19 protein-coding genes are annotated in these 23,181 nt (G+C 61.9%); 11 read left to right on the forward strand and 8 right to left on the reverse strand.

What is annotated here, in order from left to right; translation table 11 throughout:
- Positions 1–14: 14 nt before the first annotated feature.
- On the reverse strand, positions 15–359 hold the full coding sequence (locus tag OSC50_RS13655; RefSeq protein ID WP_253506934.1) for a hypothetical protein: 345 nt from the start codon (positions 357–359) through the stop codon (positions 15–17).
- A gap of 180 nt (positions 360–539) precedes the next feature.
- Here OSC50_RS13655 and OSC50_RS13660 point away from each other — a divergent pair, with 180 nt between their 5' ends.
- From OSC50_RS13660 to OSC50_RS13670, 3 genes are all read left to right on the forward strand, one after another.
- Positions 540–1,445 carry a LysR substrate-binding domain-containing protein gene (locus OSC50_RS13660; protein ID WP_181077196.1) on the forward strand — a complete coding sequence of 302 codons (906 nt, stop codon included), beginning with the start codon at positions 540–542 and terminating at the stop codon, positions 1,443–1,445.
- Between the two features lie 138 nt (positions 1,446–1,583).
- Positions 1,584–4,550: a hypothetical protein gene (locus OSC50_RS13665; RefSeq protein WP_266248996.1), complete on the forward strand. Its 2,967-nt coding sequence runs from the start codon at positions 1,584–1,586 to the stop codon at positions 4,548–4,550.
- 198 nt (positions 4,551–4,748) lie between these two features.
- Positions 4,749–5,765, forward strand: coding sequence for a glycosyltransferase (locus OSC50_RS13670; RefSeq protein WP_266248994.1), 1,017 nt, complete (start codon positions 4,749–4,751; stop codon positions 5,763–5,765).
- A 30-nt stretch (positions 5,766–5,795) separates the two neighbouring features.
- Here the strand turns inward: OSC50_RS13670 and OSC50_RS13675 are convergent, their stop codons facing one another.
- The 5 genes from OSC50_RS13675 to OSC50_RS13695 all read right to left on the reverse strand — a co-directional run bounded on the left by OSC50_RS13675 (position 5,796) and on the right by OSC50_RS13695 (position 10,812).
- Entirely contained in the window at positions 5,796–6,365 is a 570-nt protein-coding gene (locus tag OSC50_RS13675) for a GNAT family N-acetyltransferase (protein ID WP_181077351.1), read from the reverse strand.
- Between the two features lie 20 nt (positions 6,366–6,385).
- Entirely contained in the window at positions 6,386–8,641 is a 2,256-nt protein-coding gene (locus OSC50_RS13680; protein ID WP_266248992.1) for an Orn/Lys/Arg family decarboxylase, read from the reverse strand.
- 118 nt (positions 8,642–8,759) lie between these two features.
- Positions 8,760–9,500 (reverse strand): DNA polymerase III subunit epsilon, encoded by a 741-nt coding sequence (gene dnaQ / locus OSC50_RS13685; RefSeq protein WP_253511825.1) that lies wholly within the window; start codon positions 9,498–9,500, stop codon positions 8,760–8,762.
- A gap of 70 nt (positions 9,501–9,570) precedes the next feature.
- Positions 9,571–10,023 (reverse strand): ribonuclease HI, encoded by a 453-nt coding sequence (rnhA, locus tag OSC50_RS13690; RefSeq protein WP_034097030.1) that lies wholly within the window; start codon positions 10,021–10,023, stop codon positions 9,571–9,573.
- 30 nt (positions 10,024–10,053) lie between these two features.
- On the reverse strand, positions 10,054–10,812 hold the full coding sequence (locus OSC50_RS13695; protein ID WP_266248990.1) for a class I SAM-dependent methyltransferase: 759 nt from the start codon (positions 10,810–10,812) through the stop codon (positions 10,054–10,056).
- 65 nt (positions 10,813–10,877) lie between these two features.
- Here OSC50_RS13695 and gloB point away from each other — a divergent pair, with 65 nt between their 5' ends.
- From gloB to OSC50_RS13735, 8 genes are all read left to right on the forward strand, one after another.
- Positions 10,878–11,645, forward strand: coding sequence for a hydroxyacylglutathione hydrolase (gene gloB / locus OSC50_RS13700; RefSeq protein WP_266248988.1), 768 nt, complete (start codon positions 10,878–10,880; stop codon positions 11,643–11,645).
- Between the two features lie 98 nt (positions 11,646–11,743).
- Entirely contained in the window at positions 11,744–13,156 is a 1,413-nt protein-coding gene (locus tag OSC50_RS13705) for a lytic transglycosylase domain-containing protein (protein WP_266248986.1), read from the forward strand.
- 210 nt (positions 13,157–13,366) lie between these two features.
- Positions 13,367–15,196: an extracellular solute-binding protein gene (locus OSC50_RS13710; protein ID WP_181077184.1), complete on the forward strand. Its 1,830-nt coding sequence runs from the start codon at positions 13,367–13,369 to the stop codon at positions 15,194–15,196.
- Positions 15,193–17,028 (forward strand): extracellular solute-binding protein, encoded by a 1,836-nt coding sequence (locus tag OSC50_RS13715; protein ID WP_253506920.1) that lies wholly within the window; start codon positions 15,193–15,195, stop codon positions 17,026–17,028. Before OSC50_RS13710 ends, OSC50_RS13715 begins: the two co-directional genes overlap by 4 nt.
- On the forward strand, positions 17,029–18,102 hold the full coding sequence (locus OSC50_RS13720) for a microcin C ABC transporter permease YejB (RefSeq protein WP_181077181.1): 1,074 nt from the start codon (positions 17,029–17,031) through the stop codon (positions 18,100–18,102). It abuts the gene before it with no gap.
- Position 18,103: 1 nt separating this feature from the next.
- A complete protein-coding gene (locus tag OSC50_RS13725; protein WP_181077179.1) occupies positions 18,104–19,123 on the forward strand; it encodes an ABC transporter permease in 1,020 nt (339 codons plus the stop codon).
- 1 nt (position 19,124) lies between these two features.
- The gene (locus OSC50_RS13730) at positions 19,125–20,726 is read left to right on the forward strand and encodes an ABC transporter ATP-binding protein (RefSeq protein ID WP_266248983.1); all 1,602 of its coding nucleotides are present in this window, start codon (positions 19,125–19,127) and stop codon (positions 20,724–20,726) included.
- Positions 20,727–20,774: 48 nt separating this feature from the next.
- A complete protein-coding gene (locus OSC50_RS13735; protein WP_253506914.1) occupies positions 20,775–21,650 on the forward strand; it encodes an AraC family transcriptional regulator in 876 nt (291 codons plus the stop codon).
- Here OSC50_RS13735 and OSC50_RS13740 read toward each other — a convergent pair.
- Positions 21,592–22,179 carry a LysE family translocator gene (locus tag OSC50_RS13740; protein ID WP_253506911.1) on the reverse strand — a complete coding sequence of 196 codons (588 nt, stop codon included), beginning with the start codon at positions 22,177–22,179 and terminating at the stop codon, positions 21,592–21,594. The genes OSC50_RS13735 and OSC50_RS13740 overlap by 59 nt on opposite strands.
- A 94-nt stretch (positions 22,180–22,273) precedes the next feature.
- Positions 22,274–23,158, reverse strand: coding sequence for an NAD(P)/FAD-dependent oxidoreductase (locus tag OSC50_RS13745; RefSeq protein WP_181077172.1), 885 nt, complete (start codon positions 23,156–23,158; stop codon positions 22,274–22,276).
- Between the last annotated feature and the right edge of the window lie 23 nt (positions 23,159–23,181).

Here is a 23,181-nt window from a genome sequence, read left to right on the forward strand (position 1 = left end):
ACTGGGCTGGGCGATCAGGGCCGGCGAATCTCCGTCACTTCGGCGCCCGCCTCCCCTTCGACCTGCTTAAGGGTCACCATCAGCCGCCCTCGCTCCCCTTCGACCGTGTACGTCGAACGCTTGTAGCCCGGCGCGCCATTGGCCGGATACGCCTGTATCTGCCGCACCAAGGCAATGCCCAGCACCGCCCCCACCTGTTCGCCCACCTGCTCCTGGTCCCGAATGAAGGTTTCAAGGGCGAGGTTTTCCGGCAGGGTTTCGTCGTGGTTATTGAAGAGATAGGCAGCCACGCACCCCACGGTAACCAACACCAGGAGCTGCTTGGCCGTTATCCCGAAAAAGCGCGAGGGAATTGGCATGTGAGACCCGACCTGTTTTTGTTGTAAGTGCCGTGGGCGGCTTTGGTCATCGATGTTCAGACGCGCCATTCTAGTGGGGCCATGGCCGAACGCCATAGGTGTGAGCGACCCGCGCAGTCTTTTTTGCGCATCGAGGTCGGTGCCATTGAAACCCCACCGCGCTGCACATAGACTCCGGCGATGCGTTTACGTCATATCGAAGTGATTCAGGCCATTTTGCAGACCGGACACCTCGGCACGGCCGCCGAGTGGTTGCAACTTCCCGTGGGCGACGTGGACGCGACGCTCAAGGATGCCGAGCAGCAACTGGGCTTCATGCTGTTCGCCAGTGTGCGCGGGCGTCTGCAGGCCACGCGCGAAACCCTGGAGCTGCAGGCGCAGATCGCGCCTGTCTACGAAGCACTCGAACCGCTGCAACGCCTGGCCGGCCGCCTCAAACATCACCATGCCCCGACACTGCGCGCGCTGTGCACCCCGCCTCTGGCCAACCACCTGCTGCCGCAGAGCATCGCCCTGCTGCGCCGTCGCTTTCAAGACACGCCGTGCAACCTGTCAAGCCAGCCGACCCGCGACATTGTCAGAAGCCTGCTGTTGCACGAAGCCGACGTAGGCCTGAGCCTGCACGACCCGGAACACCCGCAGATTCTCAGTACCGTGCTGGCCCAAGGCAAGCTGCAGCTGCTGGCGCCCCATGGCTGGCTCAAGCCGAAGCAGAAATACATCGCCCTGCAAGACCTGGCCGGCCAGTCCATGATCGGCCTGGAGGGTCATGACCCGCTGAGCCGCCTGCTGGATGCCAAGCTGCAGGCGTTACGCCCGTTACCGGTGGTGCAGACACGGGTGCAGACCTACCAGATGATGCGCAGCATGGTCGAGGCGGGAGAAGGGCTGGCGATTGTCGACCCGTTCACCGCCCTTGGCGTGCGCGAGTCCGGCCTGGACGCGTGCCCGGTGTCGCCGCCGATGCCCGTCATCCTTTACTCGCTGACCCTGAAAGACGCCGCACCCTCGCCGGCATTGAACGCTTTGCTGGAAATCATCACCCACAAAGCCCAGGCACTGCTGAGCGGTACGCCCGCAGCGTAATCCCCCGCCCGCCACCGCTGTTTTCGACACACCCCCTGACAGTCAGGCGGGAACCTGATCCCCGGCTTTTCGCACACAGTCGTTGACCTCGCCGCGCTTGCTTGCAGGCGACATTCGACTACCCAGGGACGGTTTCTCGTGAACGCCATTCAACCTGCCACTCTCCCTCTTTCTCAATTGGCCCTGCCCCACCCTGAGCATCGTCCAGGCCCCCGTCCGCAAGCGCTCGGGAGTGCGACGGACACGTCGCCTGCTGACGAACTGGACAATCCGGCCGCGCTGAAAAAAGCCTTTGCCGAACGCTGCAACTGGCAGGCACTGGCGACGGTGCTGCGCGGGCTGTTGAAGGAAGCCGTCGACACCGGCCAGGGAGATCGACACCGCGATGTCGAGCAGTTGCTGAGCGGCCGTACCCTGTCGGTGTGTGAAGACTCGGATTACTACCAACAACACCCTCTGCCCCCCGCCCGCAGCGTCGTCGACCTTCGCACCTACCTCAACGGCAGCGGTTTACCCGTCCCGACCCGCATGGACGACCTGCTCGCGCTGTATCAGCTCGCGACCCGACACGCGCAGACCCATCCCCTGGGCAACTTCAGCGGCGCGCTGTCATGGCCGTTGCCCCTGAACACGCACGATCGGCAAACCATCATCGACCTGCTCGATGAACCCGGCTCAACCCTGCCCGGATTGCCATTGGCCGCGCGCAATAAAGGGGTGCTGGGTTATCTGCTGGCAGACAGCGACCTGGCGAACATTGACTTGAAGAAAACCAGCAACGCAACCGAGGCGCTGCTGGGCTCGGCGAGGGCGCAGGCGCTGGGCAAGGTCATTCAATCCAGGTTGGGTGGCATTGCGACGCCTGCCAGCGTCAACGATTACCTGCTGGCGGCCATCCAACTGAGCCTGGACCCCGAATCCCTCGGCACCCCGGCGCGCAACAGCGTCGCCGGTTTTGACCTTGGGCAACGCCAGCATTGGGGCAAACCCGCCGTCGAGGTGATCGAACGCTTGAGCCGGCACCTGGTGGTGCACGGGCGCACGACGGCGGCAGCGGCCGACCTGGCGGCCCGCGTATTGCTGGCCCGCGTCGCCCCACAGCACCTGGTCAAGGACATCCCGCCGAGCGTGACTTACGGCAGTATCCCCTGGACCCAACTGACAATCGCGGCGGCCAGGCTGGAAGCGCAGTCGCCAGGGCGCGTGCTCACGATGAGTTACAGCGAAGTGCTGGCCGCCGCCGAGTCCGTCGATGTCGATGCGGCGCTCATCCAACGCATTCAACGCGACGCGCTGAATGATTGGGCGGCGGTCAACGGCCTGTTGAATACCGACCCGCCGCCCACGGACGCGCAAATCCGACAACGCTTTATCACCAGGCAGGAGCATCTGCAGGCCACGGCCATCGCCCTTGCAACGCCTGTTCCAGAGCGCGAAGCGATGGCGCTGGAGCTGCTCAGGGCGCAGTTTCCCGGGGTCGCCGACAGCGTTTTCAAGGCCCAAAGCCTCGTCAAGGCCAGCTTGCGCGAAGGCCGGCCAGCTCGCTTCCCCGGCGAGCACTCGATGCTGGACATCGTGATGCAGGGCGACACGGTCGTGCACGACAAGGCAGAACACTGGGTCACCAACGACCCGCGGATTCCCATCCAGGCGTTCTGCGACAAGTCCGCCAGCGGCAAGCTGACCGTAGCCGATGCGTTCACCGAGCGTTACAGGCAGGCCATCGCCACCCTGGAACAAGGCCACGCGGGCCTGACCCGATACCTGATCTCGACACTGCCGCCGCAGGATCGACAAAACCTCGAGTACGGCGCACTCGAGTTCTTTCATACCCACGAATACAAGATAGGCCTGGACTTCTCGACCAAGACCCTGAGCAAACGAGGGCATACCCTCGATGTAAAAACCACGCGCAATGGCCAGGTCAATGTGTATCGCATTGACACGCGCGCCGGCACGATTACCCAACATAATTACCTGGCGACAAGGTACTCGCCGCCCTACGCCGGGCTGGAAACCAGACACGCCAGCACTTTGTATAAAACCGTGGCCTTCAAGCCGTTCGAGGATGAACACACCGAACACGCCAGAGAGGCGATCGCCGCTTCGGACACGCCACAGGTATTTGACTCGGCGCGCACCGACTACATCGCCAAGGTGTTCGCACGTTCCCTGGACCTGCATAACGACGACCTGCTCCACCATGCCAGAGGCATGAACTCCTACGACCTGAGCGCCGCCGGCGATGACGCCGTCGGCGAATTCCTACTTAACCTGATCCCACTCAGGTCGGCCACGGTCAATTTCATGCACGGCCATGTTGCCGATGGCCTGCTTGACCTTGGCCTGGATGCGATCGGCCTGGTCACCCTGGGAATCGGCAAGGCCGGCCAAGCGGGCAAGGCGTTTGCCAAAGGTGTGACAAGCGTGGCCGGCGCGACAAAAGCGGCGCGCTTCCTGGGCACGGTCGCGGCCGAGGCGCTCAACCCGTTGAGTGGCACGGGCGACCTGCTCAGGCGTACGGGGGCGCTGGTGCGCAGCGGCGCCAGCGTCGGACGGCAGGCTATCCATGCACTCAGGGGTGCCAGCGGCAGCTACGACATGCTCAAGGCGGCCGGCACGCAGCATGGCCTGGCGGCCGTAGGCAGCTACCGGGCGGGCGATCTGCACCTGGGAGGCGCAGCGGTGTTCCGCAAGGGTCAGTGGCATGCCTACGACGCAGTCAAGGGGTTGCCCTATGGCGCGCCGCTGGAGCGCTTTCAACCCGCTGTCGCGGCGACTGGCGCAGACGTCAGAGTCCTTCAATCGCCGTCACTGTTGGACTACGAGGTCAGGGTCGAGCCCGCGGGGCTGCGGGTCAAGGGCCTGCAGGCCAACGTCTACGCCGGCCCCGGCAATAAAGAGTACGTAAAAATCGACGGCAGGCTCTATCAATCCAGGCTCGAGGACGGCCAGCGCGTGATCCTGCATCCCACCGCAGGCAGCGCCTCGATTGCCGTCCGGGATTTGGGCGGCGCGGGCTGGGAACCCTCGGTCACCGCCCAGCGCCTACTCGGCGGGCAGCCGGACACGTTGCCCAAATGGAAGCTTGACCAGAACACCTAAATCGTCCCGATAGACGACATAAAAATACGCACCAATTCTGCCAATCCGTACACCCTCAACTACAACGGCATCAATCATATCGTCAGCTTCGACGGCCAGGTCGGCGCCTGGCGCGGAGGCGTCGATACGGACGGCAAAACACCCTTGTATTTCTGGCGAAGCGCAAAGAACAAGTGGCAACTGGGAACGCTCGCCAAAATGAAACAGGCCAGGCAGCTGGATGCCCATAGTTTCAGGTTTATCGACGCGCCGTCGCCGGCGGTATTGGAGGCGCCGAAAAACGTCAGAGCCATTCCCCGACAGATCCACTATTTCTGGGCCGGTGGCGATATACCTGCGGCAATGGTGAGCAACATGGCCAAAAACGCCGAGAAGATGCCTGGCTTCAGCAGCCTTGTGCACGTCGATGCCGACACCCCGGCGCAGTTTCAGGCGATCAAGCGCCGGTTGGCTGCGGATGCGCCGGGGCTCACCGTGGTAAACCTGCAGGAAGAGGGCTTTTTTCAATCTCTGCAAAACACCGACATGTATGCGTATTTCCGTCGCGGCCAAGGCAAGAACCTCGCCGCCGCGTCCGACGTAGCGCGCTATCCGATGATGAATACCTACGGTGGAATCTACCTGGACACCGATGACCTGATCCAGGGTGCGGTGGGCCTACCGGGCCTGACTGCCGGAGACTCGGACGTGATGGTCAGCCGGCCGGTGACCCATAAGCTGAGCCACTACCGACCGTTCTTCAATACCAGCAACTTCGCCACCCAAGCGGACAACCCGGTCATCGCTGAAATGATCGCCGAGATGAATCGCCGCTTTACCCTGAACAAAACCTACTTCGAGACCAGCCGCCCGACCACCACCCGGAACGCCAGCGGTACCGTCGACTACACCCCGGAGTTTCTGGCATATGAAGGCAGGATTTTTGAAACTGTCGGCCCCACGCTGTTTGACGACGTACTGAAGTCCCGACGTCCCGACATTTATGACATTGGTTTCGATGGCGTGAACAAGGAGACCCAGCAGATCAATGGCCGGCTTCAACCGGGCAAGGTGTTCGACCTGGAAAACCACATCCTTGAGTACTACGCGAGCAAAGGCATCAGCGCGCCTGAAGGGCTTCCACAGCGCATACAAGCGGCCAGGCAACACTACCTGACGTTCCGTGAGCAGCTGCAGATCAAGGTCGGTGGAGCGCATTCATGGATCGATTCGTGACTGCTCCGGGGCTTGAAGACGAGAGCGGGCTCAGCTCGCGTCCCGTTCGGTCTTGAACAACCGGTACCAGAAAATCGCCACTTCGCGGGTCTGCGGATCGATGCCGCGATAGCGCAGGTGGTCGATTCCACCCATGACATAACCGCAGCGTTCATACAGGCGGCAGGCGCCGAGGTTGTTGTTCTGGGTTTCGAGCATCATGCCTGGCAGGCTTTTCTTGCGGCTCCAGAACTGCGCGACATCCAGCAGCGCCTTGGCCACCCCGTGTCGACGCGCATGCAAGGCCACCGCCAGCTCGTCGACATGGGCAAAGCCGTTCCAATTGGTGCTCACTACAATGTGCCCTACCGGCTCGTCGTCCAGATAGGCCATGAAAATTGCACTGTCGGGAGCATCGCGGAAACTGGCGAACTCTTCCGGGTCGATGCCGTAGCACTTGCGATACGGCAGGATGCGCTCCACCGACCATTGGTCCACGCGTTTGCCCATCTCCGGTATGCCGTAGGCGCTGACCTCGAAACTGAAGTCATTGCCCCACACATACGCATCAAAACCTGCGTCGGCGACCCGCACACTGAGCCCTGGGTACTTCGGGTTCATTACAGCTTGCATAACCATCCTTAACCCTTGATGCAATCGACGGTGTAACAACGACCACTGCCGTCGTCTTCGTGTTGTAACCCGTGAACATCCGCGACAAAACCTGGGAAGCTGCTATCGAATGTTCGAGCAAAAGCCAGGTAGTCGATGATAGAACGCGTCGACTCGGTGAAACGCTCGCCCGGCATGATCAACGGAATGCCCGGCGGATAAGGCACCAGCATCACGGCTGCAACGCGCCCTGGCAAGGCATCGATGGAAACGGCCTCGACTTCGCCCCGTACCAATTGGTCGTAGGCGTCGGCCGGTTTCATGGCGATTTCCGGCAACACCGTGTACATGCGCTTGAGGTGCCTGGCCGTGGCGTTGCTGCGGTAGCAACTGTGCAGTTGATTGCAGAGGTCGCGCAACCCCAGGCCCTGATAACGCACCGGCCCCTGGGCAAATACCGAGGGCAGGCAACTGGCCAGGCTGACATTGGCGTCGTAGTTGCGCTTGAACTCCAAAAGCTCGGTGAGCAAGGTACTCCATTTGCCTTTGGTGATGCCCATGGAAAACAGCACAAGAAAGGAATACAGCCCGGTCTTCTCCACCACCAGCCCACGCTCCCAAAGGAACTTGCTGACCACCGCGGCGGGAATCCCGCAGTCGCTCAACGCACCACCGGCCGAGAGGCCGGGCATGACCAGGGTGACTTTGATCGGGTCAAGCAGTACGTAGTCTTCGGCCACGTCGCCAAACCCATGCCAGTCATCCTGCGGGTGCAGCAGCCAATCCGCCGTGGCAACACGGTCGATGCCGGCCACCGACGGCGGCTGCCAGATGGAAAACCACCAGTCTTCTGCAGGCAGATGCTGGCGCAGGTTGGCCAGGGCGCGACGAAAGCTCAGGGCTTCGTCGAACATTTCCTGCAGCAGCGAGCGACCGGCAGGGCCTTCCATCATGGCCGAGGCGACGTCCAGCGAGGCGATAATGCTGTATTGCGGCGAGGTGGAGATATGCATCATGAACGCTTCATTGAAACGGTCACGGTCCAGTTGCCGGGCACCACCGTCCTGCACGTGGATCATCGATGCCTGGCTGAACGCCGCCAGCAGCTTGTGGGTTGAATGGGTACTGAACACCAGGGGGCTGTCTTTGGTGCGAGAGGTGCCCATGCCATAACGCCCGGCGAAAAACTCGTGAAACGCCGCATAGGCGTACCAGGCTTCGTCAAAATGCAGCACCTCGACGCTGCTGCCCAGTTGTTGTTTGATCAGCTCAGCGTTGTAGCACAGGCCGTCGTAGGTGGAATTGGTGACCACCGCCAGCTTCACCTTGGCGGGTCTGCCACGGGTCAACGGGCTGGCATCGATCTTGGCGCGGATCGACTCGGGGCTGAACTCGCTGAGTGGAATCGGGCCGATGATCCCCAGCTCATTGCGTTCCGGGCACAGGTACAACGGGATGGCGCCGGTCATGATGATCGAATGCAACACTGACTTGTGGCAGTTGCGATCCACCAGGACCAGGTCATCGCGACCGACCATGGAATGCCAGACGATCTTGTTGGCGGTGGAGGTGCCGCTGATCACAAAAAAGGTATGGTCGGCGCCAAAATTGCGCGCGGCGCGGGCCTCGGCTTCGGCCAGCGGGCCGGTATGGTCGAGCAGCGAGCCCAGTTCGGGTACCGAGACCGACAGGTCCGAGCGCAGGGTGTTTTCCCCGAAAAATTGATGGAACGCTTGCCCGACCGGGCTTTTACGATAAGCCACGCCGCCGCCATGACCAGGGGTGTGCCAGGAATAGTTGGAATCGGCGGTGTGTTGTACCAGGGCCTTGAAGAACGGCGGCAACAGGCCATCCAGGTACGTGCGCGCCGCGCGGGCCACCTGGCGGGCCAGGAACGGCACGGTGTCTTCGAACAGGTAAAGAATGCCGCGCAGTTGGTTGAGTTCGCTCATGGCATCGGCCGGGGCGTTCTCCAGGGTGACCTGCTCGCCCAGGGCGAAGATCGGCAGGTTCGGCGCGCGCAGCCGTGCCAGGCGGATCAGTTCCACCATATTTTGCAGCAGGTGAGTGTTTTCTCCGGCACCCTCGGCGGCGATCAGCATGCACGCCAGGCCGTGATGGGTAGACGCCACCAGCCGGCCTTCGGCGTAGTCCACGGCGGAGAAAATACTGAAGCCCTCCTGTTCCAACTCCTGGGCGATTCCCCTGACCCGGTCACCGGCAACGGTGTCGGCCTTGATGTCGCGGTGCACGATAAGGATGGGGAACTTCAGGTCTTTGTACATGAGGGCTTGTAGTCCTGAGGGCTATGCACTCAAGGGTAGAAGCTGGGAGCGGATGTGGCGAATGAAGATTTTGGCGGCCAGGGCGATCAACAGTGGAAGGGAGCGAGCCCCTCCCGCATTACTGTTGGGTCAGCTGGGTCCACAACGCGGGCGCACCCGCCGACTTGGCAATCGCTTCCAGCCGTGCCGCATGCTCGGCCAGGTCCTGCTCGCTGGCGCGGATAATGGTCGTGGGTCTGCGGTCGGCCGGCAGGCGGCGGATTTCCGAAGCGCGATTGCCCGAGCCTTCGGCCGAGCCGGCGCCATCGGACGCATTACCGGCCAGGGACAGGCTGGTCTGCCCGCCGGTCATGGTCAGGTAAACGTCGGCGAGAATCTCGGAGTCAAGCAAGGCACCGTGGAGTTCACGGCCGGAGTTGTCGACGCCATAGCGTTTGCACAAGGCATCGAGGCTGTTGCGCTGGCCCGGGTGACGCTCGCGCGCCATCATCAGGGTGTCGAGGATCGAGCAGTGCCTGGAGATATCAGCGCGGTCGGTCTGCCCCATCAGGGCGAATTCGTTGTTGATGAAGCCGACGTCGAACGCCGCGTTGTGGATGATCAGTTGGGCGCCGTTGATGAACTCGAAGAACTCATCGGCCACTTCGGCGAAACGCGGCTTGCCCTTGAGAAATTCGTCGGTAATACCGTGAACGGCAATTGCGCCTTCATCGCTGTCACGGTCCGGTTGCAGGTACACGTGGAAGTGACGGCCGGTGAGGCGGCGACCCATGAGTTCGACGCAGCCGATTTCAATGATCCGGTGACCATCGGTCACCGGCATGCCGGTGGTTTCGGTATCGAGTACAACGGATCGGATGGCCATCAGGGTTCAGCTCTCAACGGTGTGGTGTAGTTCAAAGCGCGCGATCTTAACACGTCGCCCGGCATCAGCCCTGCTTGTAGCCGCGCACTTCGTCGACGCCACGGTTGGCCAATTGATCGGCGCGTTCGTTGCCAGGGTGGCCGATGTGACCGCGCACCCACTTCCAAGTGATGTCATGGCGATTGCATTGCTCATCGAGCAATTGCCACAGGTCGGCGTTTTTAACCGGTTCCTTGGCCGCCGTTTTCCAGCCGCGCTTCTTCCAGTTGACCATCCACTCGTTGATGCCCTTCATCACGTATTGCGAGTCGGTCACCAGCAGTACGTTGCAACGGCGCTTGAGCTCTTCCAGGCCGCGTATTGCGCCCATCAGCTCCATGCGATTGTTGGTGGTGTTGGCTTCGCCGCCCCACAATTCCTTCTCGACGCCCTTGCACACCAGCAAGGCGCCCCAGCCGCCAGGCCCCGGGTTGCCTTTGCAGGCGCCATCGGTGAAGAGTTCTACGCTATCGGTCATCGGTTGCTCGGTCTGAAATCAAAAGAAGTTTTACGCTTGGCTTTGCTTGCGGTTGACCTTGGCCATCGGCATCGGCACCAGCTTGCCGATGGGTTCGCGGCGCGCCTGGCGTACCGGTCGCAACCCGACGGCGATCTTGCGCGCCACCAATAGATAGAAGCCGCCGCCCGACAGTTGCCAGGCACCCGCCCTGCGCTCCCAACCCGCCAGGCGCGTCTGCCACTTGGCCGAGGCAAGCGGCGGACGATAGCACCCGAAGCGGCGTTTCTCCAGCGCAAAGCCCAGCAGGTTCAGCCAGTCCCCCACTCGCGACGGCGCGATGCAGCGCGCCTGGCGCAGGCCGTCGTGGGCGAATACATGGCGCAGGCCCCAACTGCTCCAGGGGTTGATCCCGACAATCAGCAAATGGCCACCCGGGCGCACGCTGCTGGCCGCTTCACGCAGCAGACCATGGGGCGACAGGCAGAAATCCAGGCCGTGCTGCAGCACCACCACATCGGCAGCGTGCTCGCTCAACGGCCACGCCTGCTCCTCGCACACGATCTCCACCCCGGGCAACGGTGCGCCCAGGCGCACATTGCACTGCACTTGCGGCGCGGCGGGCGGCGTCTGGGCCGACGGCCCGTAATGCACCAGGTAACCACCGAAGAACCGGCCCAGCTCGTCTTCGAGCATGCGCCGCTCTTCGTCCAGCAGAAATTGCCCGATCGGCCCGGACAACCATTCGCGGGCCGCACCGATCAAGGCCAGCCACTCGGGATCGGCCTGGGCGAACGCTTTATCAGTCATTGCATTCTCCAACTCGCCTGGACGTTCTAAGATGCACCAATGTGTTCAGCTTGGCGAATCGAAGAATGATACAGATCAGTGCCCTGCCCGCCTTCACCGATAACTACATCTGGTTGTTACAAGACCCGGATACCCAGCGTTGCGCCGTGGTCGATCCCGGCGATGCCGCGCCGGTGCTGGCTTGGCTCAGGCAAAACCCGGAATGGAGCCTCAGCGACATTCTCATCACGCATCACCACCACGACCATGTCGGCGGTGTCGAGCAGTTGAAAAGTGCAACGAACGCCAAGGTCTACGGGCCGGCGGACGAAACCATCCCAGGCCGGGACGTCGCCCTCAAGGACAATACCCGCATCACCGCGCTGGGCCTGGATTTCGATGTATACACCTTACCCGGCCACACGCTCGGCCATATCGCCTACTACCATCGGGGTATGCTGTTCTGCGGCGATACCCTGTTTGCCGCCGGCTGCGGCCGCCTGTTCGAAGGCACGCCCGAGCAGATGCACGCCTCGCTGCAACGCCTGGCCGCCCTGCCCGATGACACGCAGGTGTATTGCACCCACGAATACACCCAAAGCAATCTCACATTCGCCCAGGCGGTAGAGCCGCACAACGCCGACATTGCCGAACGGGTGGAAGAGGTCCGCCAACGGCGCGCCCGCGGCGAGATGACGCTGCCGTCCAACCTGGCCCTGGAAAAGCGCACCAATCCGTTTCTGCGCACCGCTGAAACATCCGTTAAACAAAAAGCGGACGAACGGAACGGACGCGACAACCGCTCTGGGGCCGAGGTATTTGCCAGCCTGAGGGCATGGAAAGATAAGTTCTAAGTCGATGCAATCTGATACGCAATTTCTGAATGGTTGACCGCAACCCAAGTGCTTTCTAGAATCGCCCGACATTTTTGCCCGGAACTTACTTCCAGCCAATGTCGTCATCTATTCGTAAATCCAACCATTCAGACGCATTGACCCGCCTGGCTCAAGCTGTGGCGGTGGCTGTGTCCGCCACATTGGCGGGCTGCCAATCGACGAATTACGCCGCACAATCCACCGTGCAACCCAAACCCAACCTTGCCGCCAAGATCAAGCAAAAACCGATCTGGCTCTCCGAGAAACCCAGCCCCGAAGTGCCCCAGGACGTGTGGGAACGCATGCGCCGGGGCTTTCAATTGCAGGAAGGCCTGGGCGTCAACCCGCGCATCGAGCAACAGCGCCTGTGGTTCGCCAGCAACCCCTCCTTTCTCGAAAACGCCGGCGAACGCGGCAGCCTCTACATTCATTACATCGTCGAACGTCTTGAAGAACGCAACATGCCGCTGGAGCTGGCGCTGCTGCCGGTGATCGAAAGTGCCTACAACCCGATGGCCTACTCGCGCAGCGATGCGGTCGGCCTGTGGCAGTTCATCCCCTCCACCGGGCGCTACTTCAACCTGCGCCAGACCCGCGCCTACGATGGACGCCGGGACATCACCGCCTCCACCACCGCTGCCCTGGACTACCTGACCCGCCTGCACGACATGTTCAACGGCGACTGGCTGCTGGCCCTGGCCGCCTACAACGCCGGCGAAGGCACCGTCAGCCGGGCCATCGAGCGCAACGAGAAGCTCGGCCTGCCTACGGACTACTGGAACCTGCCCCTGCCCCAGGAAACCAAGGACTACGTGCCCAAGTTCCTGGCACTGTCCCAAGTGGTACTGGCGCCCGAGGCGTATGGCGTCAACCTGAACCCGATTGCCAACACACCGTATTTCGAAGTGGTGGAAGTCAAGCAGAGCATGGACCTGTCCCGGGTCGCCGCCCTGGCTGAAATCGACGAAGACGAACTGTTCCAGCTCAACCCGGCACTCAAGCAACGCACCACCCTCGACGGCCCGCAGCATCTGTTGGTGCCAAGTTCCAAGGCACAACTGCTCACCAGCACCCTGTCGACGATGAAGCCTGAAGAATTGCTGGCGATGCGCCCGAAAAAGCAGGTATTCGACGAAGTTGAAACCGCACGTGTGGCCGGGCGTACCCGCAGCTACAAGGTCCGCAGCGGCGACAACCTGACGCTGATCGCCAAGGCCAACAAGGTCGACGTGCATGACCTGCAGCGCTGGAACCAGCTCAACGGTCAGGCGCTCAAAGTCGGCCAGACCCTGGTGATGCAGGACACGCGCAAGGTGGTGGCCAAGGCCGACAGCAAAAAGCCGGTGCAGTACAAGGTCAAGAAAGGCGACTCTCTGTACATCGTCGCCAAGCGCTTCAACGTCGAGATGCAACATCTCAAGCGCTGGAACCCACGCACCGGCCAGGCGCTGAAGCCAGGCCAGATGCTGGTCGTTTCCGGGCCCCGCTAACGCCTGAAGAACGCCGCAGAACCCATGTGGGAGGGGGCTTGCCCCCGATGGCAGTGTGCCAGTCACCGGATTCACTGGCTGACACACCAACATCGGGGGCAAGCCCCCTCCCACATTGCTCTCCAGTGTTTGCGACTGTCTTTTTCCAACCGGAACAAGCTGTTACTGTACCGATCATAAAGCCCAAGCCGCCTGGATCGGATCTCTGACTTGAAGCGTCCCCTCCTTCTACTAATAAGTCTGGCCTTGAGCTTTGCTGCCAACGCGACGATTACCGAAAGCCACGGTTACGCGCAGTTCGGCACGCTCAAGTACCCGGCCAAATTCACCCACTTCGACTGGGTAAACCCTGCGGCGCCCAAAGGCGGCACCCTGCGGGTGATGGGGTTTGGCACCTTCGATACGCTCAATCCCTACACGTTCAAGGGCTCAAGCCCGGTTTCCACGCCCAATTTCTCGCAATACGGTATCAATGAGCTCAACGAGCCGTTGATGGTCGGCACCGGCCAATACGCGCCGTCCGGCGATGAACCCACCTCCAGCTATGGCCTGATTGCGCAATCGGTGGAGTACAGCGAGGACCGCAGCTGGGTGGTGTTCAATCTGCGCCCGGAAGCACGTTTCCATGACGGCAAGCCGATCACCGCCGATGACGTGGCGTTTTCCTATCGCACCCTGCTCACCGAGGGCCATCCGCAATACCGCACTAATCTGCAGGAAGTTGCGCGGGTGGATGTGCTCAACCCTCACCGAATCCGCTTTGTGTTCAAGCGCGCGGGCAACCCGCTGCTGATCCTGCGCCTGGGCGAGCTGCCGGTGTTGCCGCAGCATTACTGGAAGAACCGCGACTTCAAGGCCACCACCTTCGAACCCCCGCTGGGCAGCGGACCGTACCGTATCAGCAAGGTTACGCCGGGCCGGCAACTGGTGTTCGAACGGGTCAAGGATTACTGGGGCAAGGACCTGCCGGTTAACCGGGGCTTCTACAACTATGACAAGGTCGACGTGGAGTTCTACCGCGACAGCGATGTCGCCTTCGAAGCGTTCAAGGCCGGCGAGTTCGACATCTATATCGAGCACCAGGCCAAGAACTGGTCCAATGGCTACACCTTCCCGGCGGTCAACCGCGGCGATGTGATCAAGGCGCAGATCGCCCACCAGATCCCGACCCAGAGCCAGGGTCTGTTCATGAACACACGACGCCCGACCTTCAGCCAGGTCAAGGTACGTGAAGCCCTGGGGATGATGTTCGACTTCGAGTGGACCAACCGCACCCTGTTCAGCGGCGCCTACAAACGCACCTTGAGCTACTACCCCAACAGCGAGTTCGCAGCGACTGGCGTGCCGGTGGGTCATGAATGGCTGATGCTCTCGCCCTACCGCGAACAGTTGCCAGCCAGTCTGTTTACTCAGCCCTTCAGCCTGCCCCAGACCGACGGGCGCGGCATCCCCCGCGAGACCTTGCGGCGTGCCCTGGCGTTGCTGGGCGAGGCCGGCTGGAAACTGTCCGGCCAACGCCTGCTCAACAAGGAGGGGCAGCCGCTGCGTTTCGAGATTCTGCTGGTCAACCCGAACCTGGAACGGATTCTGCAACCTTATATCGAGAACCTGATCAGCATCGGCGTCGATGCGCACCTGCGTACCGTCGACCGCGCCCAGTATAAGCAGCGCCTGGATCAGTTCGACTTCGACATGATCCTCATCACCCTCAACCAGACCTTGAGCCCCGGCCTGGAACAGTGGCAGTACTTCCACTCCAGCCAGGCCGCGATCAAGGGCAGCAAGAACTACGCCGGCATCGCCAACCCTGTGGTCGACCACCTGCTGGAACAACTGCTGGCGGCGCAGACCCGCGACGAACAATTGGCCGCCGGCCGCGCCCTGGACCGGGTGCTGCTGTGGCAGCACTACAGCATTCCCAACTGGTACCTCAACTATCATCGCCTGGCCTACCGCAACCGGTTCGCCTTTGTCACCACGCCGCCCTACAGCCTGGGCCTGAGCGCGTGGTGGCTGAAAGCTTCGGAGAAAGCCCAATGATGTACTTGCGTACTGCACTCGCCAGCCTGTTGCTGTGCACCGCAGCCCATGCCGCGCCGCAACATGCGCTGACTCTGTACAACGAGCCGCCAAAATACCCGGCGGACTTCAAGCACACCGATTACGTCAACCCCGACGCCCCCAAGGGCGGCACGTTCCGCGAATCGAGCCTGTCCGGTTTTGACAGTTTCAACCCGTTTATCAGCAAAGGCGTGCCCGCCGACAATATCGGGCTGATCTACGACACCCTGGCTACCCAGAGCCTGGACGAGCCCTTCACTGAGTACGGCCTGGTGGCCGGCAAAATCGAAAAGGCCCCGGACAACAGCTGGGTGCGCTTCTACCTGCGCCCCGAGGCACGTTTCCACGACGGCCACCCCATGCGCGCCGACGACGTGGTGTTCAGTTTCCAGACCTTGATCAAGGACGGCACCCCGCTCTACCGCACTTACTATGCCGATGTCGACGAAGTGATCGCCGAGGACCCGCTGCGGGTACTGTTCAAGTTCAAGCGCACCAATAACCGCGAACTGCCACTGATCCTCGGCCAGTTGCCGGTATTGCCCAAGCACTGGTGGGCCACGCGGGACTTCAACAAAGGCAACCTGGAGTTCCCCCTCGGCAGCGGCCCCTACAAAGTGGCGGAGGTCAACGCCGGACGCTCGGTACGCTATGAGCGCGTCAAGGACTACTGGGGTAAAGACCTGCCGATCAACAAAGGCCTGTACAACTTCGACCAACGCGTCACCGACTATTACCGCGATGCGACGGTGGCCCTGGAGGCGCTCAAGGCCGGGCAATTCGACTATTGGTCGGAGTTCAGCGCGAAGAACTGGGCCAACGCCTACAACGTGCCCGCCGTGGCGCAAGGCCGCCTGATCAAGGAAGAAATCCCCAACGGCAACCCCACCGGCATGCAGGGCTTCGTGTTCAACACGCGCAAGCCGATGTTCCAGGATGTGCGAGTGCGCAAGGCCATCAGCCTGCTGCTGGACTTTGAATGGAGCAACAAGCAGCTGTTCAACGGCGCCTACACGCGCACCCGCAGCTATTTCGAAAACTCCGACATGGCTGCCACCGGCCTGCCCGGCCCCGACGAATTGAAAATTCTCGAACCGCTGCGCGATAAAATCCCGCCGCAGGTGTTTACCGAAGCGTTCGAACCGGCCAGAACCGACGGCAGCGGGATGATTCGCGCCCAGCAGCGCGAGGCCTACCAACTCTTGCAGGAGGCCGGCTGGAAAATCGTCGACGACAAGATGGTCGACACCACCGGCAAACCGGTGACCATCGAATTCCTGTTGGCCCAGACCGAGTTCGAACGCATCCTGCTGCCGTTCAAGCGCAACCTGGCCGACCTGGGTATCGACCTGGTGATTCGCCGAGTGGACGTGTCGCAGTTCGTCACCCGCCTGCGTTCGCGGGACTTCGACATGCTGGTGGGCAGTTTTCCGCAATCCTCGTCGCCAGGTAACGAGCAGCGCGAGTTCTGGAAATCCACCAGTGCCGACAAGCCGGGCAGCCGCAATTACATGGGCCTCAAAGACCCGGCGGTCGACGAATTGGTGGAGGCGCTGATCGATTCCGACTCCCGCGACAGCCTGATCGCTCACGCCAGGGCACTGGACCGAGTGCTGCAATTTGGCTACTACGTGATTCCAAACTGGCACATCAAGACGTTCCGCGTGGCCTATTGGAACCACCTCGGTCATCCCAAAGTGTCGCCGCTGTACGATGTTGGCGTGTCCACCTGGTGGAGCAAGCCCAACGTACCCCCCGCCGTGCCATCGGCCCCCCAGACGAACGCCGAAGCGGCGAGCGGAGGCAATTGAATGCTGGCCTATATCATTCGCCGCCTGTTGTTGATTATCCCGACGCTGTTCGGGATCCTGCTGATCAACTTCGTCATCATCCAGGCCGCCCCCGGAGGCCCGGTGGAGCAGATGATCGCCAAGCTCGAAGGCTTTGAGGGCGCCACCAGCCGGATCGCCGGCGGCGGCGCCGAGGTTGCGGTAGCCGGCTCCAGTTACCGTGGCGCCCAGGGTCTGGACCCGGCGCTGATCAAGGAAATCGAGAAGATGTACGGTTTCGACAAGTCGGCGCCGGAACGCTTGTGGATCATGATCAAGAACTACGCGCGCCTGGATTTCGGCGACAGCTTCTTCCGGGACGCCAAGGTCATCGACCTGATCAAGGAAAAAATGCCGGTGTCCATCTCCCTCGGGCTATGGAGCACGCTGATCATGTACCTGGTATCGATCCCACTGGGGATCGCCAAGGCCACGCGGCACGGCAGCCATTTCGACGTGTGGACCAGCTCGGCGATCATCGTCGGCTATGCGATCCCGGCGTTCCTGTTTGCGATCCTGCTGATCGTGGTGTTCGCCGGCGGCAGCTATTTCGACTGGTTCCCGCTGCGTGGCCTTACCTCCAACAACTTCGACGAGTTGAGCTGGGGCGGCAAGATCCTCGATTATTTCTGGCACCTTGCATTGCCGATCACGGCGCTGGTGATCGGTAACTTTGCCACCATGACCCTGCTCACCAAAAACAGCTTTCTCGACGAGATCAACAAGCAGTACGTGATCACCGCCAAGGCCAAGGGCCTGACCAACCACCGCGTGCTGTATGGCCATGTGTTTCGTAACGCGATGCTGCTGGTGATCGCCGGTTTCCCCTCGGCGTTCATCGGGATTTTCTTCACCGGCTCGTTGCTGGTGGAAGTGATTTTCTCCCTGGACGGCCTGGGCCTGATGAGTTTCGAAGCGGCGATCAACCGCGATTACCCGGTGGTATTCGGCACGCTGTTTATTTTCACCCTGCTGGGGCTGATCGTGAAACTGATCGGTGACCTCACCTACACCCTGGTCGATCCGCGCATCGACTTTGCCAGCCGGGAGCATTGAGATGAACCTGTCCCCCCTCAATCGCCGCCGGTTCGAGCGGTTCAAGGCCAACAAGCGTGGCTGGTGGTCGCTGTGGCTGTTCCTGACGCTGTTCGTGCTCAGCCTGGGCGCGGAGCTGATCGCCAACGACAAACCGCTGGCGGTGCACTACGACGGCGGCTGGTATTTCCCCGCGCTCAAGCGCTACCCCGAGACCACGTTCGGCGGCGAATTCCCGCTGGAGGCCAACTACAAGAGCCCGTATATCCAGGAACTGCTCAAGGCCAAGGACGCCTGGACCCTGTGGGCGCCGATTCCGTTCAGCTACCAGAGCATCAACTACGATCTCAAGGTGCCTGCTCCCGCGCCGCCGTCGTCGGTCAACCTGCTGGGCACCGATGACCAGGGCCGCGACGTGCTGGCGCGGGTCATCTACGGCTTTCGGGTGTCGGTGCTGTTTGCCCTCACCTTGACCGTGCTCAGCTCGATTATCGGCGTGATCGCAGGGGCGTTGCAGGGTTTCTACGGCGGCTGGGTCGATCTGGCCGGGCAGCGCTTCCTGGAGATCTGGTCCGGGTTGCCGGTGCTGTACCTGCTGATCATCCTCGCCAGTTTCGTGCAACCCAACTTCTGGTGGTTGCTGGGGATCATGCTGCTGTTTTCGTGGATGAGCCTGGTGGACGTGGTGCGCGCCGAGTTCCTGCGCGGGCGCAATCTGGAATACGTGCGCGCGGCAAGGGCGCTTGGCATGCAGAACGGCGCGATCATGTTCCGCCACATCCTGCCCAATGCCATGGTTTCGACCATGACCTTTATGCCGTTCATTCTTACCGGCGCTATCGGCACCCTCACCGCCCTGGACTTCCTTGGCTTTGGCCTGCCCGCCGGCTCACCGTCGCTGGGCGAATTGGTGGCCCAGGGCAAATCCAACCTGCAGGCGCCGTGGCTGGGCATGAGCGCCTTTGCCGTGCTGGCGATCATGTTGAGTCTGCTGGTGTTTATCGGCGAGTCCGCTCGCGATGCCTTCGACCCGAGGAAATGAGATGAATCAGGACAATCTGATCGAAATCCGCGACCTCAGCGTCGAGTTTGTCACCGGCGAACATCATCACCGCGTGGTGAACAACGTCAGTTTCGATATCAGGCGCGGGGAAACCCTGGCTCTCGTGGGCGAAAGCGGATCGGGCAAATCGGTGACGGCCCACTCGATCCTGCGCCTGCTGCCCTACCCGTTGGCGCGGCATCCGTCCGGCACCATCGAGTACGCCGGGCAGGACCTGCTGACGCTCAAGGAAAAAACCCTGCGGCATATTCGCGGTAACCGCATCGCGATGATCTTTCAGGAACCGATGACCTCGTTGAATCCGCTGCACTCCATTGAGAAGCAGATCAACGAAGTGCTCGGCCTGCACAAGGGGCTCACCGGCAAGGTCGCCACCCGGCGCACCCTGGAACTCTTGGAACTGGTGGGCATCCCAGAGCCGCACAAACGCCTCAAGGCCCTGCCCCATGAGCTTTCGGGGGGCCAGCGCCAGCGGGTGATGATCGCCATGGCGTTGGCCAACGAGCCGGAGCTGTTGATCGCCGACGAACCGACCACCGCCCTGGACGTCACCGTACAGCTGAAGATTCTGGAACTGCTCAAGGAGCTGCAGGCACGGCTGGGCATGGCGTTGTTATTGATCAGCCATGACCTGAACCTGGTGCGGCGGATTGCCCATCGAGTGTGCGTGATGCAACAGGGCTGCATCGTTGAGCAGGCCGACTGCGAGACCTTGTTTCAGACGCCGCAGCACCCTTACACCCAGGAACTGTTGGCGGCCGAGCCCAGCGGCGGCCCGGCCGATAATGCGGTCGGGCCGCCGGTGCTGGAGGTCGATGACCTGAAAGTCTGGTTTCCGATCAAGAAGGGCTTTTTGCGCAACACCGTCGATTACGTCAAGGCGGTGGACGGCATCAATTTCAGCCTGCCCCAGGGCCAGACCCTGGGTATCGTCGGCGAAAGCGGCTCGGGCAAATCCACCCTGGGCCTGGCGATATTGCGTTTGATCGCCAGCAAGGGCGGCATTCGTTTCGAGGGCCAGCAACTCGACGCCCTCAGCCAGCAGCAGGTGCGACCGCTGCGCCGGGAAATGCAGGTGGTGTTTCAGGACCCGTTCGGCAGCCTGAGCCCGCGCATGTGCGTCAGCGAGATCGTCGGCGAAGGCTTGCGCATCCACAAGATGGGCACCCCGGCCGAACAGGAAACCGCGATTATCGCCGCGCTCAAGGAAGTCGGACTGGACCCTGAGTCCCGCCATCGTTACCCACACGAATTCTCCGGTGGCCAGCGCCAGCGCATCGCCATCGCCCGCGCCCTGGTGCTCAAGCCGCGCCTGATCCTGCTGGACGAACCGACCTCGGCGCTGGATCGCACCGTGCAACGGCAAGTGGTGGAATTGCTGCGCAACCTGCAGGCCAAGTACAACCTCACCTACCTGTTCATCAGCCACGACCTCGCGGTGGTGAAAGCGCTGAGCCATCAGTTGATGGTGGTCAAGCAGGGGCAAGTGGTGGAACAGGGCGACGCGCAGGCCATTTTTGCCGCTCCGCAGCATGCCTATACCCGGCAATTGCTGGAAGCCGCGTTCCTGGTCCCGGCCTGACGGAATGCGGTCCACTGTTTTCGATGTGCGCCCGCAGGAGTACTGCTTATGACAGCTGCAACCGCTCCATTTTTCTGGCGAGACCCCGCACTGGCGTTCATCGAGGCTCGTGCCATTGCCGACGGGCGCAAAGTCACCTACGCGCGGCACGCCCACGAGCATTTTTCCATCGGCGCGATCACCGCCGGGCGCAGCTATTACCATTACGGCGCCGAGACCTTTGAGATCAGCGCCGGCACCGTGGTGTTAATGAACCCAGGCGATGTGCACGCCTGCAATCCTATCGCCAACGAGCCGTGGTCCTACCGGATGCTGTACATCGACACGCCCTGGCTCACCGACCTGCAATACCAATTGGGTTTCAGCACCGACCAGGGTTATCGGCCGTTCAATACGCCTTATACCCGCGACCCGCTGCTGTATCGTGGCCTGCTGGCGCTGTACCGCACCCTAGTGGATGAACAGGCCGAACACCTGCAAAAGCAGAGTGCGCTGGTGAGCTACTTCAGCGATGTGCAGCAACGCCTGAACCCGTCGCCGACGCCGATGCGCGAGGTCAACCACAAGCTGGAGCGTGCGGCCGAGTACATTCGCGCGCACTGCACCCAGGCGTTGAAACTGGAAGACATCTGCCTGGCGGCGCAGCTGTCGCCGTCGTACCTGATCCGCGCATTCAAGCAGTATTACGGGCTGACGCCTCACGCGTTCCTGGTCAACCAACGTATCCAGTTTGCGCGCAACCAACTGCGCCAGGGCGAGCTGATCGCCGACGTGGCGCTTGCCGCCGGCTTCGCCGACCAGGCCCACTTCCAGCGCGCCTTCAAACAACATTTCGCCGCCACGCCAGGCCAATACCGCGACCGGCTCATGCCATCAGCAAATAACCCACACTGGCCACCAGCAACGCGGCCATTGAACGGTTAAACACCCGCACGCCGCGGGGGTTGCCCAGGTAACGGCGCAGAAAAGTGCCGGCATAAGCCCAGCACGCCACCGACAGATAGCAGATCACCAGGTAAAGCGCGGCGAATATCCAGACCTGGGCCGCATCGCCGTCTGCTACGAACAAGCCCATGCCCGCCACACACGCCAGCCAGGCCTTGGGGTTGAGCCATTGCATGATCGCGCCATAGAGCATCGATGGCGCCGTCGCACTGCCCTGGGCATCCAGGCGCCCCTCGTCCACCGCCAGTTTCCAGGCCATGTACAGCAGGAACACTACGCCGCCCCACTGGATCAGCTGGGTCAGGACCGGCCAGCGCTGCAGCACTTCGTGCAGGCCCAGGCCGATCAGCACCAGCAGCAACGTGAACCCGACCGCGGCGCCGAACACGTGCTTCTGGCTGGCGACAAACCCGAACCGTGCGCCGGAACTGAGCGCCACCACATTGACCGGGCCAGGCGTGATGGAGGTGGCGAGCGCGAAGGCGGCCATGGAAATGATCAGGCTCATGGTGGTTCCCTTTTCATGAAGGTACATAAACAGGGCATCACGATAAAAGGTGCGCGCGCGGCAGTATTGAACAAAATCACCCTTGGCCCTGGCTTCAACCGTTGATCAACGAAACATGCGCGCCCACCCCGGCGCGCACGCCCTCGCCCACCGCCAATGCCACCGAACCGGCGGCCAGGGACAGGTCACCACAGGCGAACACCCCGGTCACGGAGGTCTGGCGGGTTTCACCGGTCAACAGATAAGGACCGGAGGGACCGTCGATACGTTCACACCCCAACTGCTCGGCCAATGGGCTGATCCGGGTGCGGGACTGGGTAAAGATGCCGTCCATCTGGATCACCCGACCGTCAACCAACTCAAGGTCCGCGTGTTCACCGCTGATGCGACTCACCCTCGTGGGTTCCACACGCACGCCACGGCGCTCCAACTGCGCCTGCTGCTCGGCATCGGGTGTGAACACCCCATTGGTAAACAGGGTGGTGGTGCCCCAATCCGGCAGCATCAACGCGTGGTGCATCGCCAGGGCAGACGTTGCCAATACGCCGATGCGGCCTTGGTCCAGCTCATAACCGTGACAGTACGGGCAATGGAACACCCGCTTGCCCCAACGCTGCGCCAGGCCGTCGATGGCGGGCAATTCGTCGACCACGCCGGTGGCGAGGATCACCCGCAGCGCGCTGAACTCGCCGTTCGACTGAGTGCGCAAGCGCAAACCGCCCGCGTGAGCGTCGGCCTGGATCACACTGTCCTGCACCCAGCTGACGGTCGGATACGCCATTAACTGGCTGCGGCCGGCATTGGCGATAACGTCGGGCGCCTGGCCGTCCTGCCCCAGAAAACCGTGAGAAGTGGCGGCAAATCGGTTGCGCCGCTGACCCGCATCAATCACCAGTACAGTGCGCCGCGCCCGCGCCAGTTGCAGGCCTGCGGACAAGCCGGCATAGCTGCCGCCAACGATAATGACGTCGTAGATCATGAGTATGGCCTCGTGTCAGATGC

It is taken from the genome of Pseudomonas quebecensis (genome assembly GCF_026410085.1).
Taxonomy (GTDB): domain Bacteria; phylum Pseudomonadota; class Gammaproteobacteria; order Pseudomonadales; family Pseudomonadaceae; genus Aquipseudomonas; species Aquipseudomonas quebecensis.

Excerpts from the sequence above, each read along its gene's own strand:
- OSC50_RS13655 (WP_253506934.1), bottom strand. The coding sequence starts at position 359 with ATGCCAATTCCCTCGCGCTTTTTCGGGATAACGGCCAAGCAGCTCCTG.
- OSC50_RS13660 (WP_181077196.1), top strand. The coding sequence starts at position 540 with ATGCGTTTACGTCATATCGAAGTGATTCAGGCCATTTTGCAGACCGGA.
- OSC50_RS13670 (WP_266248994.1), top strand. The coding sequence starts at position 4,749 with ATGAAACAGGCCAGGCAGCTGGATGCCCATAGTTTCAGGTTTATCGAC.
- OSC50_RS13675 (WP_181077351.1), bottom strand. The coding sequence starts at position 6,365 with ATGAACCCGAAGTACCCAGGGCTCAGTGTGCGGGTCGCCGACGCAGGT.
- OSC50_RS13680 (WP_266248992.1), bottom strand. The coding sequence starts at position 8,641 with ATGTACAAAGACCTGAAGTTCCCCATCCTTATCGTGCACCGCGACATC.
- rnhA (WP_034097030.1), bottom strand. The coding sequence starts at position 10,023 with ATGACCGATAGCGTAGAACTCTTCACCGATGGCGCCTGCAAAGGCAAC.
- OSC50_RS13695 (WP_266248990.1), bottom strand. The coding sequence starts at position 10,812 with ATGACTGATAAAGCGTTCGCCCAGGCCGATCCCGAGTGGCTGGCCTTG.
- gloB (WP_266248988.1), top strand. The coding sequence starts at position 10,878 with ATGATACAGATCAGTGCCCTGCCCGCCTTCACCGATAACTACATCTGG.
- OSC50_RS13705 (WP_266248986.1), top strand. The coding sequence starts at position 11,744 with ATGTCGTCATCTATTCGTAAATCCAACCATTCAGACGCATTGACCCGC.
- OSC50_RS13715 (WP_253506920.1), top strand. The coding sequence starts at position 15,193 with ATGATGTACTTGCGTACTGCACTCGCCAGCCTGTTGCTGTGCACCGCA.
- OSC50_RS13720 (WP_181077181.1), top strand. The coding sequence starts at position 17,029 with ATGCTGGCCTATATCATTCGCCGCCTGTTGTTGATTATCCCGACGCTG.
- OSC50_RS13725 (WP_181077179.1), top strand. The coding sequence starts at position 18,104 with ATGAACCTGTCCCCCCTCAATCGCCGCCGGTTCGAGCGGTTCAAGGCC.
- OSC50_RS13730 (WP_266248983.1), top strand. The coding sequence starts at position 19,125 with ATGAATCAGGACAATCTGATCGAAATCCGCGACCTCAGCGTCGAGTTT.
- OSC50_RS13735 (WP_253506914.1), top strand. The coding sequence starts at position 20,775 with ATGACAGCTGCAACCGCTCCATTTTTCTGGCGAGACCCCGCACTGGCG.
- OSC50_RS13740 (WP_253506911.1), bottom strand. The coding sequence starts at position 22,179 with ATGAGCCTGATCATTTCCATGGCCGCCTTCGCGCTCGCCACCTCCATC.
- OSC50_RS13745 (WP_181077172.1), bottom strand. The coding sequence starts at position 23,158 with ATGATCTACGACGTCATTATCGTTGGCGGCAGCTATGCCGGCTTGTCC.